This is a genomic window from Jeotgalibacillus aurantiacus (genome assembly GCF_020595125.1).
Lineage (GTDB): Bacteria > Bacillota > Bacilli > Bacillales > Jeotgalibacillaceae > Jeotgalibacillus > Jeotgalibacillus aurantiacus.
This window is the reverse complement of sequence record NZ_JACNMS010000007.1, coordinates 88,672-104,507: the sequence shown is the minus strand read 5'-3', so window position 1 is coordinate 104,507 and position 15,836 is coordinate 88,672. Positions and strand designations below refer to the sequence as shown.

Genomic DNA, 15,836 nt, shown 5'->3' with positions numbered 1-15,836 from the left:
GCTGTCTCACCTGTCGCTTCTCTGCCGCAGGAGTGTCGGGAGCTTCAGGCACTCAATAATATTTCTAATCTTACAAGGCTATAAATAACATTCAACGTTCACAAATGATTTGCATATCATAAATCAATATGTTTTGAATCAAGAACAACAACTAATTTAAAAAGCATCAACCAGACTTTATCAAAAGTTCGGTTGATACTTTTCTTATACCTGCTTCACATACACTTTCAACTGCTGAATAATCTCTTCTTTGATATCATCACCTGCATAAAAATGTACGCCGTAGAAGTAATCGTCGAAGTAGATTTTTTTCCAGATGATTTCGGCTTTAATTTCGTAGACAGATTGGTTCAGCATAAATTGCAAATGGATTTTTACAGGGTAATCGCTATCCTTATCTACTGGGAGGTTGAGATTCGTGCTGATTTTGGTTCCGCTGGGACTGAGGTCATGCATGAGTGCTGTGCCTGCATGCGAATGAACTTCTTTTCCATTTAACTCATAAATAGAAAATGCAGCCTTGATCGGTGTTTTGAAGGTAAAGCGAAAACTGTCTTTTCGATTATATCGCAAATGACTCACCTCACGGAAAATAGGGTCACCGGAAAAGAGTTCCGGTTTCTTTAATTATCGGTCATATGTGAGAAATTTCTACTATATTTAAAAATCTTTAGCATATTAAATGCCTGAAGTGTGCTCACCCTTACAATCATTGCTGACGATAGGATCCATCATATTATTCATTCGTTATTTGTCGAAAAAATCCTCATAATATCATCCATAAATCGTCAATTTTTTTATCGGATTTATCTCATAATAAATTCATACGTTTATGAAGGAGCTGACAGACAACATGTATATTTTACACAGGAAAAACAACGGCACTCATGAAGTGTTAAAGGATTCACTCAGCAAAACGTTCAAGTTTTTTGTGAATCAGCATGAGGCCAGCCAACTTTCATCAAAACTGAACCGGTACACCCAACAGGAAAAGCAGTGGAGAGTAAAGAAAATCAACCTATAGATATTCAAAAAAAGAAACCTGGCATCGAGTCCGGGTTTCTTTTTTTAGGTGCTTAAGCTGCTTCAACAGCTGACCCTTTTCTGCTCTTTGCCTTTCTGTTGGCAATATAGATCCCGCTGAAGATGATCAGCATGCCTGCAATCAGTGATGGCGTAACGGCTTCATCCAGGAGGACACTTCCCCAGATCATGGCTGAAACCGGCGCTAAATAGGTGACGGTTGTGGCGAACTCGGGTGAGCTTTCTTTTACCAGATAATAATACAGCAGATAGGCAATCCCTGAGCCAAAGCAGCCGAGTCCGATTGCAGCGATCCAGAACGTCTGATCAAACGTAAAGGCTGCAGGTGAGGTTCCTGACACAAGCATGGCAGCTAGACTGATGATTGCCCCCGTAATAAGTGAGCTCGTTGACAGCAGCACGACCCCAGTATTTCTGGCAAAGCGCATGACATAATGGGAGCCAAACCCATAGCACATCGCTCCGAGGACCATCGTGCCAACCCCCACAAACTCAGATGAAAATAATCCGCCTATATTAAATTCAATCAGGACGAGGACGCCTAGAAATCCTGTAGCAATGCCTGTCCATTGTTTTGCATTAAGCTTCTTTTTAAATAGAAAGAAACCGATCAGTCCTGCACACACAGGGGTGAGCGCATTCAAAACGGAAGCCGTATTGGATGCAATCTGTGTCTCGCTTAAAGCGATCAGTGCCCAGGGAAAAGCGGCGTTAAACAGTCCGATTACCACCAGGTGACCCCATGGAACAGGTGTCGTCAACCTCTTTCGCTGAGTCCATAAAATCGGCAGTAAAATCAGCGCTCCCGCTGTACAGCGGATAAAAACGGTTCCCCAGACACCGGAGGATTCGGCAAGCAATTTAATAAAGACAAAAGACAGTCCCCAGATTAAACTGAGTCCTGCCAGTGCGAAATAAGGTCTCATAAGCTTCTCCTTACTGTCCGATCAGCGTAACGGTGTAGGAACGTGAGCGTCTCGGTCCGTCAAATTCACAAAAATAAATGCCCTGCCATGTGCCTAACACGAGCTGTCCGTTTTGAACAGGGATCGTCTGAGCATGTCCAACTGTACTTGTTTTCAGATGAGCGGCTGTGTTGCCCTCCATGTGAAGGTCCTGATCGTGATGCCATGGATACACTTCATCGAGGCGTCTCAGAAAATCGGTTTTAACATCCGGATCTGCATTTTCGTTTACCGTAATACCGGCCGTTGTATGTCTGGACGTCACAACGGCAATCCCTGAAGTGAAGCCCTGATTCGTGATCCAGTGCTGCACGTCATCTGTTATCTCAATCATTTCATCGCGTTTTGAGGTATGTAAAATAAAGGTTTCAAACATGTATAATCTCTCCTTTCTCTAACAGTGTAACGCCTGATAGAAGTTTAGGAAACTCCTAATTAAGTGTCACGTTTTTCCACTGTTCACAGCATGTTAAAATGAAAGCGTTTTAATTTACGGAAATATTGATAAATTCAGAATACTTGTTGATATACCTCACATAGCTGTGTATGATGGTCTTTATATAAAGCTCTGAGACAGGGCTTCAATTCAACTAACAGATACAGCGGGAGGATGAAAACGATGGATTCAACGAAAAAAGATTTGCGTATCAGAAGTAAGGTGATCAGTGAAGGAGTGAATCGTGTACCGAACCGTTCAATGCTTCGTGCTGTTGGATTTAAAGATGAGGATTTTAAAAAGCCGATGATCGGAATTGCGAGTACGTGGAGTGAGGTAACACCATGTAACGTACATATTGATAAGCTCGCAGCACAGGCAAAAGCCGGAGCTAGATCAGGCGGCGGTGCGCCAATGATCTTTAACACCATTACGGTATCAGATGGCATTGCGATGGGGCATGAAGGAATGTTCTATTCGCTTCCAAGCCGTGAAGTCATTGCGGATTCGATTGAAACGGTCACAAGTGCAGAACGTCTTGATGGCATTGTGGCAATCGGTGGGTGTGATAAAACAACACCGGCTTGCGTCATGGCCATTGCGCGTATGAACATTCCGTCCGTTTATGTGTATGGCGGCACGATTGCACCAGGGAAGCTCGATGGGAAGGATATTGACATCGTTTCTTCTTTTGAAGCGGTTGGTCAGTATCAGGAAGGTCTGATTGATGATGAGCAGCTATATAAGGTGGAATGTAATGCCTGTCCAGGCGCAGGCGCATGTGGCGGCATGTATACAGCCAACACGATGGCATCTGCGGTTGAAGCGTTAGGGATGAGTATTCCTGGATCTTCTTCTACACCGGCGGTCAACAATTATAAGGAAAAAGAATGTGAGCAGGCTGGTGAGCTTGTTGTACAGCTTCTTGAAAAAGACATTTACCCGCGCGATATCATGACAAAAGAAGCGTTTGAAAATGCGATTACGGTCGTGATGGCACTTGGCGGCTCAACGAATGCGTTCCTTCATTTACTGGCGATGGCTCATTCTGCAGAAGTCGATCTCACAATGGATGATTTCGAGCGCGTGCGCCAAAACGTACCGCACATTGCAGACCTGAAGCCGAGCGGTAAATATGTTATGCAGGATCTATACGAGGTTGGAGGCGTGCCGGCTGTGATGAAGGTTCTTTTAGAGGAAGGGCTGCTTCACGGGGACTGTATGACCGTAACGGGCAAGACGGTTGCTGAAAACCTGGCAGAGGCTGCGCCGTTAAAAGAAGGACAGGATGTCATCCGTCCGTTCAACAACCCGCTTAAGAAAACCGGTCCGCTTGTCGTGTTAAAAGGAAACCTTGCTCCTGAAGGCTCTGTTGCTAAAATGTCCGGACAAAAGATCAGCCGTTTTGAAGGACCGGCACGCGTCTTTGACAGTGAGGATGACTGTGCGAAAGCGATTGAAAACAACCAGATCAAAGAAGGCGATGTCGTCGTGATCCGTCACGTTGGTCCAAAAGGCGGACCGGGAATGCCGGAAATGCTGTCAATCACAGCGATGATTGTCGGCCGCGGACTGAACGGAAAAGTCGCGCTCATGACAGACGGCCGCTTCTCAGGCGGATCACACGGATTCGTGATCGGGCATATTGCACCTGAAGCATCGGTTGGCGGACCAATCGGATTGCTTCAGGAAGGTGATATCATCACGATCGACAGCGAAACGCAGGAGATTAATGTAAATCTTTCGGATGAAGAGTTTGAAGCACGTGCGAAGGCTTGGGTGAAACCGGCGCCGAAGCATACGCGAGGCATTCTGGCGAAGTATGCGAATGCCGTGTCTTCTTCATCGAAGGGTGCTGTGACGGACTGGTTTGAATAATGTTTTTGGAGCTGCTTCCTTTGGAGGCAGCTTTTTCTCTTTAGATACCCGGGCTGGACTCATCCTTCGCTTTCCATGGCCGGGCGGTGAGCCAGCTAGTGCTTCGCACTACGCTGTCTCACCTGTCGCTTCTCTGCCGTAGGAGTCTTCGGGGGAATCTGGCCCTTTGTTGTGTAAAGCTTCTACTCTTAATGTATATTGAAGATGAAAGACTGGACAGGGGGGCATTCTTCGCTCGCTGCCAAACTTTTTATCTTTAAGACTGATATGTAAATGTTTTAGCAACGAGAAAGCAACATATCAACGTAAATACAATCGGGGATTGGGGGACTTATTTATATGATTACACCAGAAAAACTCCAAGTTGGAGATGAAGTTCGAATTATTGCTCCGAGTAGAAGTGCAAGTATTTTGTCAGAGCAAGGAATACAAGTAGCAAAAAAAAGTCTAGAAGAATTAGGTTTAATTGTCACTTTCGGTAAGCATATTTTTGAAAGTGATTTACATAATTCATCAAGTATTCAACAAAGGTTAAATGACATTCATAATGCTTTTCTAGATCCAAATGTTAAAGGGATTTTAACGGCTATTGGCGGATTTAACAGTAATGAATTACTACCTTATTTGGATTATGAGTGTATTAGGCAAAACCCTAAAATACTTTGTGGCTATAGTGATATAACTGCCATTGCAACTGCTATTACAACGAAAACAGGGTTGGTCACATATTCGGGTCCACACTTTTCCAGTTTTCACATGGAGAAATTACAGGATTATCAAACAAAGTTTTTTAAAGCATGCTTAATGCAAACTAATTCATATGAAATTACACCATCTCTAGAATGGAGCGACGATCTTTGGTTTTTAGATCAAAAAAATCGAAAGCTTGAGAAAACAGCTTGGAAGGTATACAACGAAGGACAAGCAAGTGGTCAAGTTTATGGTGGTAATTTGTGCACGTTAAATTTACTTCAGGGAACTTCGTATATGCCGAATCTCGAAGATAGCATTTTATTTATTGAAGATGATGAAATGACGATTCCTGAAACTTTTTCACGTGATTTAGTGTCTTTGATTCAATCAGGAGGAAAAATAAATGGCTTAGTTATTGGGCGTTTTCAACGCGAATCTAAAATGACCGAGGAGCAGCTTTTATTTTTACTTGATAAATTACCAATCCTTAAATCGATTCCGGTTTTGTATGATGTGGATTTCGGCCATACACAGCCGATTTTCACATTTCCAATTGGCGGTAGGGTAGAGTTGAATAGCCAATCAAAACGAATTGTAGTTACTCAGTTTTAAAGCTCTTTCTCAACAGAATTTTTCACGAAAGTATCTAAACTGGGCAGTGATGTGACCAGGCTGAGTCAAAAAGTGTCCAAACTCAAGACGAAAGTGTCCAAGTACCACCACAGCCCCGACCATCCTCAGGCAGATTTTTCGATTCCCTTACAAAAAGAAGATATGATAATAGCATCAGGTATTTTTGAAGGAGGCAGGTTGTTGATGAAGATTGAGGTTTGGTCTGATTATGTATGTCCGTTTTGTTATATAGGGAAGAGGAAGCTTGAGAAGGCGCTTGAGTCATTTGAGCATCGTGATCAGGTGGAGGTAGTTTACCGCAGTTTTCAGCTGGATCCGAATGCGCCGCTGAATGCGTCTGAGGATATGTATACGACGCTTGCGAAGAAGTACGGCATGTCATATGAGCAGGCGGTTCAGATGACTGAGGGTGTTGTGCAGCAGGCGAAGGAAGTCGGTCTTGATTATGACTTCAGCAAAATGAAGCGTACGAATACGATGGACGCTCACCGCATTTCCCATTTTGCGATGGAGCAGGGGAAGGATAAAGAGCTGACGGAGCTGCTGCTGAAGGCTTACTTTATAGAAGGAAAGCATCTTGGTGAGCATGAGGAGTTGCTTGCAATTGCTGCTGAAGCCGGGCTTGATCGTGATGAGGTGAAGTCGGTGCTTGAGAGTGACCGTTATGCTGATGCTGTAAATGCAGACATCCAGACGGCGTCTCAGATTGGTGTGACGGGTGTTCCGTTTTTTGTACTTGAATCAAAATATGCGATTTCAGGTGCACAGCCGGATGAAGTGTTCGCCGGTGCATTAAAGCAGGTGTGGGATGAGACGAATAAGTCTCCGCTTGTCAATGTAGGTGGACAGGGAAATGCATGCACGGATGATTCATGTGATATTTAATAGATGAACCGGACAAACCTGAGTTTTTCAGGTTTGTCCGGTTTTTTGTGTGAAATTTTAAAGAGTGGTCAAATAACGCCAAAGAGTTGTTCAATCATCTAAAAGTTTGGTCGAATAACCACAAAAAGTGGTCAAATCCCCGCCGCAAGCAACCCAACAACCCCACAACACAAAAAAGCCGTGCACGAGGCACGGCTTTTAAGCTAAAACGCTATTAAGATGCATCCTTCTTCGCTTCGTAGCGGATTTCATCCCAGCAGTCTGTATTTTTAATACCGAGCGCTGTCGGTTTGAAGGTTGGGTCAAGTCCCTGACTACGCTGCTGCTCATAGTCCTTGAGAACCTTGATCGCAATACCGCTTAACAGGACGATTCCAATGATGTTGATGATCGTCATCAGGGCCATGAATACGTCAGCCATGCTCCATACAAGTCCAAGGCTTGCATATGAACCGAACATAACAAGTCCCATTGTCAGAACGCGATAAATGTTAAGCGCTGTTTTGCTCTTTTTGATAAATTCAATGTTTGTTTCACCATAGTAGTAGCTTCCGATGATAGAGCTGAATGCGAACATGAAGATCGCAGCGGCAATAAAGATGCCAGCCCAGTCACCAACCTGAGCACTCAGTGAGCTCTGAAGAAGTTCGATTCCTTCAAGTCCTGTTGACTGATAATCTGTGTTAACCAGGATAATGAATGCCGTTGCAGAACACACAAGAAGTGTATCTACGTAAACACCAAGTGTCTGGATAAAGCCCTGCTTTGCCGGGTGGCTTACGTTTGCAGTAGCTGCAGCGTTTGGTGCACTACCCATACCGGCTTCGTTCGAGAATAGTCCACGTCTTACACCCTGCATAATCGCTGCACCAATACCGCCTCCAAGCGCCTGTTCAAATCCGAACGCGCTGCTGACAATCGTTGCAAATACAGCAGGAATCTGAGAAAAGTTCATTACAACAACAATCAATGCAATGCCAATATAAAGCACGGCCATAACTGGTACGATGATACTTGAGAAGTTCGCAATACGGTGAACGCCACCGAAAATGATGATACCTGTAAGAACAGTTACAATACCACCTACAACCAGACGGTCAATACCGAATGCACTTTCAAATGCGAGTGAAATGGTATTACTTTGAACTGAGTTGAAAATTAATCCAAACGTGATGGCAATGAGTACGGCAAAAATGATGCCTAACCAACGTTTATTCAATCCTCTTTCAATATAGTAGGCAGGTCCGCCTCGATAAGCTTTACCGTCACGTACTTTGTATACTTGCGCCAATGTACTCTCGATGAAGCTCGTCGCACCTCCGAGAAGTGCCACGATCCACATCCAGAAGACAGCACCCGGTCCACCAATGACGATCGCGACTGCGACCCCTGCAAGATTTCCTGTACCGATACGCGTAGCGGCACCAATAGAAAACGATTTAAAAGAGCTAATGCTTTTCATTCCATCTACCACTACTGATTTGTCACCGAGCACACGTACCATTTCTTTTAAGTAACGGAACTGGACAAAGCGTGTTGCAATTGTGAAGTACAAACCGGCACCGAGTAATCCGGCAATCAGGATATACGTCCATAAAAAATTGTTTAAACCATCAATAATTCCTTGCATGTTCTCCACCTCATCTGATCGAATTGTCTGAATGTTGTATAATGTACATGAATATTCATCTCTTGTAAATAGGAGATCAAAGGAAAGAATGTTGATTTATTAAGGTTCCTTCGATTTTAATTCTCTTAAAATAGAAATTAGTATGCAAAATCATGCATACTAATTTCCAGTTAATATTCAGAAAAATCCCTTTCCTTTAGTAAACGGAAGCGTTACAGTAACAAAATCATTTCCATTAGAGAATCGAAATAAAATCTTCATGGAAAGGACAAATGTCTTTCTAGAAAAAATTTTTTTCTTTTCAAATTTAATGATCCATTTTCTACGATTCAACGTTATCTTCGTATGAATCGATCTTCAAAAGGAAGTGACGTGCTGTGGTTAGAAAAATCATGTTATCCGTTATGAGTGCGGCGGCGTTATTTCTCGTTGGGTATGGCGTGTTACTTGCCAGTGAGAAATATGAACCGCAGGAGCAACAGGAAACAGCTTCTGCTCAGGAAAGTGATGAAACACTTGGATCGCTTGATGAGGCGGTAGCTGAAAAAGAGGAAGAGGAATTTCCGATCCTGGAGCGGGATCTGGAAAAATATGAAGAGTTAATGGCAGCAAGAGAACCGGAAGTGACGCCTTTAAAACCGGCCAGCTTAACCATCCCATCACTGGAGATTGAGGCGCCGGTTATTCAAGTGGGAATGCTTGAGAATGGTGAAATGGAAGTGCCTGAAGATGTTAATGAAGTCGGGTGGTTTGAGCCGGGTGTGATGCCGGGTTCCAGAGGCAATTCAGTTCTGGCTGGTCACGTGGATAGTTACCGGGGACCTGCAGTGTTTTTTGAATTGAAGAACCTACAAAAGGGTGACGAAATCATTGTCACTGGAGAAAATGGAGAAACGCTCACTTTTGCGGTTACAGATATTCAGTCGTATCCAGCTGATGGCGCACCGATTGAGCGTATTTTCGGTCCTTCAGGCGAGCGGAATCTGAATCTGATCACCTGCACAGGTTCTTTTAACAGAGACTCCGGTCAATACCCGGATCGTCTCGTTGTCTATACTCAGCTTGTGGAAGAAGAACCTGTTGAAATTGATTACGAACCATCTGTCCCTGAAAATGTAGAACTCACAGGCAACCTGTTGAAATGGTATGCAGTACGGGATAAAGAAGTAGTCGGCTACCGCATTTATCAAAAGCAGGAAGACGGTACATTTGATTACATTGACAGCGTTTCTTATTTTGAACGTAAGAGTCTTGTGATCGAAGATGAACAGGGTATTTATGCCGTATCATCCGTTGCCATCGACGGCAAGGAATCCGCAAAAGCCATCCTGCCACCACAATAAGATAAAGCCTGCCGTACCGCGTTTGATAACCGGTACGGCAGGCTTTTGTCTGTCAGAGGATATTTGGAGTTGATGTCGATCGCACTCTTGATACTGTCGAAAGAGAGACAGTTTCTGTCGATCGGAACACCATTTCTGCTCTTAGCTGGGCTAGCGTGGATAAATTTGTCGATCTTGGCATTAAAGTTGTCGACCATGTCATTAGGATTGTCGCTAGAAAGTGTAGGATTGTAAATAGCACTACCATTTCTGTTGATTGAGCGACTAGAAGATGGACGTTAAGACAGATCAAAAAAAGGGATGAAGCACATAGCTCCATCCCTTTTTAAATCAATATTGTCCACTTGCCTTAAGTTCTTTTCCTTTACGTCTGAAACGGAGGAACACAAGATACAGCATCGGCACGATAATCAGTGTTAATAAAGTAGAGAATGAAATACCGGCAATGATCGTAATCGCAAGTGGGGTGAACAGTGCATCACCACTCACAGCAACCGGAATCAGTGCAACAATAGATGTCACAGCTGTCAGCACGATTGGTCGGATTCTGACGCGTCCTGATTCAATCACGGCTTCTTTTACACTCATTCCTTCTTTAATTCCCTGTTCGATAAAGTCAATCAGTACAACAGAGTTTCGTACGACGATCCCTGTCAGTGACACCATTCCCATAACAGCGAGGAAGCTGATCGGTGTCTGCGTGACAAACAGTCCGAGAATCGCTCCGGCAATGGCCAGATAAACGGCTACCAGCACAAGGAATGGAAGGGATAGTGAGTTAAACTGGAACGCAATTAACAGGTACACAAGGAAGATCACGATAATAAACAGTAAGATGATCTCTGAGAAGAAGTCATCCTGAGCTTCGTTTTCCCCGCCAAGTGTTAATGTATAATCGGCATCCAGGTCTGCTCTGACACTATCTACAATCTCGGTTACTTTTGCTTCAAGGTCTTCCACTTCTCCAGGGAATGCGCGAATCGTAATCGCACGTTCTCCATTTTCGTGTGGAATTCTTTGAAGCTGTGACGTTTCCTCAGCAGTCACCAAGTCACTTAACGGAACAAGAGTTGGTGGTCCCTGAGTGGAAGTGCCTGCTGGAATCTCAATGTCCTCTAAAGGAATGTCCTCTCCCTGTGGAACAGGGTCCACAAGGATTTTCAGATCACGCTGTGTGACACCATCATCAAACGCAGCCATTGGCACGCCTTCTGTCACGAGACGGATCTGTTGGCTGATTTGTTGAATCGAAATATTATTTTCTTCGAGTGCTTCACGATTTGGTGTGTAGGCGATCGAAGGTTCCTCTGCACCAATGTTATCCAGTACAAGATCAACACCTAGTGCATCAATTTCTGTCATCACTTCATCACGAAGACTGATCAGCTGATCAAGCTCAGGTCCAGCGACCGTAACGGTTACTGGCGCGCCAGTAGGCGGTCCCTGCTGAATCGTTTCCATAAAGATCGTTGCATCAGGATACTGGCTTCGAAGTTCATCCTGCCAGTCATCAATCAATCCCTGTGAAGTCTGATTTTCACGGTCTACACGCGCGACAATTTGTCCCGTATAATCACCGGTTGTATCAAGCGAGCTGTTAAACAGGTTAGGCAGTCCGGTTCCGGCGAAAATGGACGTTTCATAAACGCCTTCATCCTGCTGAAGTGTCTGCTCTATTTCCTGAAGGGTAGCAAGCGTCTCCTCAAGCGGCGTTCCAATAGGAAGCGTCACGTCCACCGTAACCTCTTCACGATCGGCAGCCGGGAAGAATTCAAATGGTGTTAAAACCACCAGCCCAAATAGTAACGTTGTCAGCACTAGGCCGATAAGAGATGTTAAAAATGGTTTTTTAATTGTTTTCTTCAATAACTTATCTGCATACACATCGGCAATCCAGTTCAGAGGCTTACCTAAAAGACCCGGCGAATCGGAAACCTTTTTCTTCGTTGTTTTATAGAAGCTGTAACGCATCATTGGTACAAGCACGAGCGCTACAATCGTTGATGCCAGAATCGTTGTAATCAGAACGGTTGGCAACGCACGGATAAAGGCACCGTTTCCTCCTGATAAAAACACAAGAGGGAGGAAGGTAAAAACAATGGCGAGAGATGAGGTCACAATGGATACCCACACTTCTTTTACGCCTGTGACGACACCCGGCAGTGCTTTATCACCGAGCTTGAAACGGCGCTGGATATTATCGTTCACCACAATGGAGTCATCAACCAGGATACCGAGGGCAATAATGACCCCGATGACGGAAATCTGATTCAGGTCAACACCTGCTGAAGGGAGCGGAATGATCCCCATTAAGACGGATACAGGTACGGCTACGGCTACAACAATCGCACCACCTGCAGTCAGACCGAGTGAGCTCGTCACGATAACTGCGATCACAGCGATCGCCAATGACAGGAACAATCCGTCGAAAATCGTGTTAACAAGGTCAGCCTGAGAGTAATAAGGCTCCAGTGTTAAGTCTTCAGGCAGCGTTTCTTCAAGCTCTGCTATCTTTTCTTCCACTGCTTCATTAACAGACGGAATATCCTGGCCTTCATCTAAAAATACGGTAAACGAAACAGCCGGACGATCCTCAATTGTAATTAGATCTTCTGTTTTCTTAGGTTGAATTTCAACAGTACCCACATCTGAGAGCTGTACCGCTTCACCCTGTGGATTTTGACCGATGACGACCTGTTCAATTTCGTCGACTGCCTGATAGGATTCAATAGATAGCTGATAAATCGTGCCATCACTTTCCTGTTTTCCTAGTGGAACAGGGTTGAATTCCTCGTTAATGGCTGTCATCACCTGCGGAAATGCGAGGCCATTTTCACCGAGACTGTCAGAATCAAGTGTAATGATAATTTCATCTTCCTGAACCCCTTTTACAGTCGTGCTGGAGACACCGGGGATCGCTGAAACTTCTTCATCCCACGTATCCATAATCGTGGAAAGACCATCGAAGCTTGTGCGGTTTTCCGCTGTGATCATGTAAGAAGCTACTGGAAAATTGGCAGCGGCCTCACTGACGGTAGTTTCGAGCACTTCTTCAGGGAAGCCGGCTGACGCATCAGATACTTCCTGACGAATGGAAGACAGTGTCTCCTGTTTATCTGCTCCCTCTGCGATCGTCACAATGATTTGAGAAAAACCTGCAGCGGAAGAGGAAGAGAATTCCTCAACACCGTCAATTCCCTCAATATTCCGTTCGATCGGATTGGTTACATTCTGCTCAACCGTTTCAGGTGTCGCTCCGGGATAAACGGTTGAAACCGTCGCAATGTTAATTTGCGTTTCCGGAATTTCACGCTGTGGAAGCTGAAGAAAAGTCAGCACTCCAACAATGACAAATAAAATAAATAAGATCATAAAAATCTTTGATCTTTTCAGCACCCACTCAAACATGTGTGCACCTCCTGCTTTCTCTTTGTAGTAGTAGAATAACCTTACTTTTTCACATTACCGACAGATGTGTCAAGAAAGAAGGTGCCGGGGTGTGTTTTCACATAACAAGTCTAAGAAAATGGTTATTTCAGGGGAATTATTGCGATTAAACATTTGATTTAGAAAACCTTTCTGTAATCATGATGACCCACTGGTAATGGATGCATTCCTGTTTCAAAAAAGAACACATTTTTTGGTATCTGACCACACAAAAAACCACAGTTGAATCAACTGTGGTTCGGTTTAATAAACTCTTTTTTCCCATATAACCTTCATACCGTTTAAGCCTTCGATTGCGTAATCTGCCAATGGGGCAAGCTGCTCCAGTATATCAGGCTTTTCATTCACGAGGACACTTTTACATCCGGCCGCTTTTGACATCATCAAATCCACAATGCTGTCGCCAACAACCAGCACTTCATGAGCAGGCACTGTAAAGTTACGAAGTACTTTTTCAAGCATGTCAGGTGCCGGTTTGCCATGTGCAACAGCAGCAGGGGTCACGATAAAATCGGCTTTCTTGTGGAAGTCCAGAAGCTTCAGACATTCAACGGTCCGGTCATGCTGATCAGACGTCACAATGCCGACCACGTAACCGGCTTCCTTTAATGAATAAAGGAGGTCTCTGGCACCGGGCGTCGGAATAAAGGCATCCTGTATTCTGAGAGAACGGTTGCTTTCTTCAAGCAGTTTTTCAGATAGAGCCAGCGATTCAATCCATGGCTTTTGCGTCTGCTGATAAATGAGGGCTGCAATGGCGATTTTCTCTTCACTTTCACCTGCAATGGCGAGCAGACCACTGTGATCCACAGCATTGCTGCTGACACCCATCATCCGGTCCCACAAATCACCGTTGTGAAGACCGGCGATCGAAACAAAACGTTTTTTTCTTTCTTTATTTAACGCAATCCAGAAAGGCTCAGCCTGGAATAACGTACCGTCTTTGTCAAACGCAATGACGGATGCTGAAATGGGTTGATCCCCAATCTGAATCGTCCTGATTGACATCGCTGACCCTCCGTTTAACTTTTATTTTTGGGCCTCTAAAAATTCTGTTACCTGTTCAGGTGATTTTGCATTGGCAGAATGCAAATGCGCCTTCTTTTCGCCGTTTTGGAAAATAAGAAGACTTGGAATGCCCATGACTTCCTGTTCATCTGCGATTTCCGGCAGCTCATCACGATTCAGATTGAACCATTTATAGCCGTTATATTCATCCATAATGTCATCAATGAACATGTCCATTCTGCGGCAATCCGGACACCAGTCAGCAGTAAATTTCACAATAACCGGATCGTTGCTGTTAATTGCCTCTTTAAATTGTTCAGTATTTTTAATTCCTTGCATCATTCATCCCTCCATAGTGAAATCATAAAAGGTTTAACCCTAAAACGCAAAAGAAAGTGATTAATGTGTGAAAAAACTGATAATGATTCTCAGGATCATTGACTTGAGAGTGATTCTCAGCTAGACTTAATAACAGATTAATTGTACGACTGCGACGATTGCGAAGGAAATTAAAGGAGACAAGAGCCGATGCTTAAAACTCAGTCACTTACACTTGGATATGGAGATTCCATTATTATAGAAGAACTGAATTTAACAATACCAAAAGGGGAGATCTCCGTTTTAATCGGAGGAAATGGATGCGGCAAATCAACCCTGCTGCGTTCTATGGCCCGCCTGTTAAAGCCGCATGACGGAGATGTTCTGTTAAATGGAAAAGAAATTAACCGCTACTCCTCACGCAAGGTTGCTCAGGAAATGGCGATCCTGCCACAGTCACCCGTTGCACCTGAAGGACTTACGGTACTTCAACTCGTTAAGCAGGGGCGCTACCCTTATCAGGGATTCCTTCAGCAATGGTCTGCCAAAGACGAAAAAGCCGTTCAAAATGCACTCGCGTCTACCGGAATGACTGAGCTTCAGGACCGCTTTGTGGACGAACTTTCCGGAGGACAGCGTCAGCGTGCCTGGATTGCCATGACACTGGCACAGGACACAGACATCATCCTGCTGGACGAACCAACCACGTATCTTGACATGACACACCAAATCGAAATTCTCGATCTGCTGTTCGAATTAAATGAACGTGAGAATCGGACCATCGTTATGGTTCTTCACGATTTAAACCTTGCCTGCCGCTATGCTCACAACCTGATTGCCGTAAAAGACCGTACCGTCTACAAACAGGGGAAACCGGAAGAAGTTATCAGCTGTGAAATGGTGCGCCACGTTTTCGAAATGAACTGCCAGGTCACAACGGATCCGCTGTTCGGTACGCCGTTGTGCATCCCTCACGGAAGAGGACGCTGCATCGTTCAGCAACCCGCTAATCCGGCAGTGGCCCAGTAAACTGACCAGATTCGATCATTTCGAGAGTCAGCTACTGTATAGATAAACACTGATTAAGAAAAATGATGAAACCGTCTATTTGGCGGTTTTTATCTTTTTAAAGGAGGAAGTCTGTCATGATAAACGAAAAAATAGATGCAATGGTAGAAAAATACGCAGAACTACTGACCGGAGATACTTCTGAAGAATCTATCGAAGAAATCAAACTGTATATTCTCTATAACCATATCGCCAAATCCATGCCGGCCTTAGCGAAGCATTGGAACGCTCTTTATCCGGAAGGGAAAGAGGACATGAAAAAAATTGTGGCTGATATTCAGCGGAAAAATAAAGTGCTGAGAGAAGAGAAGAAGCATACATAAGAAAACCGGGCTGGGGGACATCCTCCGCTTTCCATTGTCTAGCTACGACGGGCAGGGACTAGCAAACTTCCCGACCCCTCGTCCGATAAGTCAACATCAGCTCACTGCGTTCGCTGTGTTTCCTTTATCTCCGTCGTGGCCAGTCCAGTTTGTACGTCCCTAAAC

Annotated in this window: 13 protein-coding genes; 6 read left to right on the top strand and 7 right to left on the bottom strand. The window is 44.4% G+C overall.

All coding sequences use genetic code 11. The features are described 5' to 3' along the window. Positions 1–204: 204 nt before the first annotated feature. The 3 genes from H7968_RS16630 to H7968_RS16620 form a co-directional block, all read right to left on the bottom strand. On the bottom strand, positions 205–573 hold the full coding sequence (locus tag H7968_RS16630; protein ID WP_227397194.1) for a PilZ domain-containing protein: 369 nt from the start codon (positions 571–573) through the stop codon (positions 205–207). Between the two features lie 503 nt (positions 574–1,076). Continuing rightward, positions 1,077–1,970, bottom strand: a complete 894-nt coding sequence (locus H7968_RS16625) for a DMT family transporter (protein WP_227397193.1) — start codon at positions 1,968–1,970, stop codon at positions 1,077–1,079. A gap of 10 nt (positions 1,971–1,980) precedes the next feature. Beyond that, positions 1,981–2,385, bottom strand: a complete 405-nt coding sequence (locus H7968_RS16620; protein ID WP_227397192.1) for a secondary thiamine-phosphate synthase enzyme YjbQ — start codon at positions 2,383–2,385, stop codon at positions 1,981–1,983. Between the two features lie 243 nt (positions 2,386–2,628). Here H7968_RS16620 and ilvD point away from each other — a divergent pair, with 243 nt between their 5' ends. The 3 genes from ilvD (at position 2,629) to H7968_RS16605 (ending at position 6,534) form a co-directional block, all read left to right on the top strand. Beyond that, positions 2,629–4,323 carry a dihydroxy-acid dehydratase gene (gene ilvD, locus H7968_RS16615; RefSeq protein ID WP_227397191.1) on the top strand — a complete coding sequence of 565 codons (1,695 nt, stop codon included), beginning with the start codon at positions 2,629–2,631 and terminating at the stop codon, positions 4,321–4,323. 339 nt (positions 4,324–4,662) lie between these two features. Further along, on the top strand, positions 4,663–5,628 hold the full coding sequence (locus H7968_RS16610) for a S66 family peptidase (RefSeq protein ID WP_227397190.1): 966 nt from the start codon (positions 4,663–4,665) through the stop codon (positions 5,626–5,628). A 204-nt stretch (positions 5,629–5,832) separates the two neighbouring features. Then, a complete protein-coding gene (locus H7968_RS16605) occupies positions 5,833–6,534 on the top strand; it encodes a DsbA family oxidoreductase (protein WP_227397189.1) in 702 nt (233 codons plus the stop codon). Between the two features lie 214 nt (positions 6,535–6,748). Here the strand turns inward: H7968_RS16605 and H7968_RS16600 are convergent, their stop codons facing one another. Next, positions 6,749–8,164: an alanine/glycine:cation symporter family protein gene (locus H7968_RS16600; RefSeq protein ID WP_227397188.1), complete on the bottom strand. Its 1,416-nt coding sequence runs from the start codon at positions 8,162–8,164 to the stop codon at positions 6,749–6,751. Between the two features lie 377 nt (positions 8,165–8,541). Here H7968_RS16600 and H7968_RS16595 point away from each other — a divergent pair, with 377 nt between their 5' ends. Beyond that, the gene (locus H7968_RS16595) at positions 8,542–9,507 is read left to right on the top strand and encodes a class F sortase (protein WP_227397187.1); all 966 of its coding nucleotides are present in this window, start codon (positions 8,542–8,544) and stop codon (positions 9,505–9,507) included. A gap of 330 nt (positions 9,508–9,837) precedes the next feature. Here H7968_RS16595 and H7968_RS16590 read toward each other — a convergent pair whose 3' ends face one another. The 3 genes from H7968_RS16590 to H7968_RS16580 form a co-directional block, all read right to left on the bottom strand. After that, complete coding sequence (locus H7968_RS16590; protein WP_227397186.1) at positions 9,838–12,915, bottom strand: efflux RND transporter permease subunit; 3,078 nt, start codon at positions 12,913–12,915, stop codon at positions 9,838–9,840. Between the two features lie 282 nt (positions 12,916–13,197). Beyond that, the gene (locus tag H7968_RS16585) at positions 13,198–13,962 is read right to left on the bottom strand and encodes an HAD family hydrolase (protein WP_227397185.1); all 765 of its coding nucleotides are present in this window, start codon (positions 13,960–13,962) and stop codon (positions 13,198–13,200) included. A 21-nt stretch (positions 13,963–13,983) separates the two neighbouring features. Next, positions 13,984–14,301 (bottom strand): thioredoxin family protein, encoded by a 318-nt coding sequence (locus H7968_RS16580; protein ID WP_227397184.1) that lies wholly within the window; start codon positions 14,299–14,301, stop codon positions 13,984–13,986. A 189-nt stretch (positions 14,302–14,490) separates the two neighbouring features. Between H7968_RS16580 and H7968_RS16575 the strand changes: the two genes are divergently transcribed. After that, positions 14,491–15,309 carry an ABC transporter ATP-binding protein gene (locus H7968_RS16575; protein WP_227397183.1) on the top strand — a complete coding sequence of 273 codons (819 nt, stop codon included), beginning with the start codon at positions 14,491–14,493 and terminating at the stop codon, positions 15,307–15,309. Positions 15,310–15,425: 116 nt separating this feature from the next. Further along, positions 15,426–15,671 (top strand): DUF2573 family protein, encoded by a 246-nt coding sequence (locus H7968_RS16570; RefSeq protein WP_227397182.1) that lies wholly within the window; start codon positions 15,426–15,428, stop codon positions 15,669–15,671. Positions 15,672–15,836 lie beyond the last annotated feature (165 nt).

Coding starts and splice junctions, on each gene's coding strand:
- H7968_RS16605 (WP_227397189.1), top strand. CDS start 5,833: ATGAAGATTGAGGTTTGGTCTGATTATGTATGTCCGTTTTGTTATATA.
- H7968_RS16580 (WP_227397184.1), bottom strand. CDS start 14,301: ATGCAAGGAATTAAAAATACTGAACAATTTAAAGAGGCAATTAACAGC.
- H7968_RS16590 (WP_227397186.1), bottom strand. CDS start 12,915: ATGTTTGAGTGGGTGCTGAAAAGATCAAAGATTTTTATGATCTTATTT.
- H7968_RS16570 (WP_227397182.1), top strand. CDS start 15,426: ATGATAAACGAAAAAATAGATGCAATGGTAGAAAAATACGCAGAACTA.
- H7968_RS16600 (WP_227397188.1), bottom strand. CDS start 8,164: ATGCAAGGAATTATTGATGGTTTAAACAATTTTTTATGGACGTATATC.
- ilvD (WP_227397191.1), top strand. CDS start 2,629: ATGGATTCAACGAAAAAAGATTTGCGTATCAGAAGTAAGGTGATCAGT.
- H7968_RS16610 (WP_227397190.1), top strand. CDS start 4,663: ATGATTACACCAGAAAAACTCCAAGTTGGAGATGAAGTTCGAATTATT.
- H7968_RS16575 (WP_227397183.1), top strand. CDS start 14,491: ATGCTTAAAACTCAGTCACTTACACTTGGATATGGAGATTCCATTATT.
- H7968_RS16585 (WP_227397185.1), bottom strand. CDS start 13,962: ATGTCAATCAGGACGATTCAGATTGGGGATCAACCCATTTCAGCATCC.
- H7968_RS16625 (WP_227397193.1), bottom strand. CDS start 1,970: ATGAGACCTTATTTCGCACTGGCAGGACTCAGTTTAATCTGGGGACTG.
- H7968_RS16620 (WP_227397192.1), bottom strand. CDS start 2,385: ATGTTTGAAACCTTTATTTTACATACCTCAAAACGCGATGAAATGATT.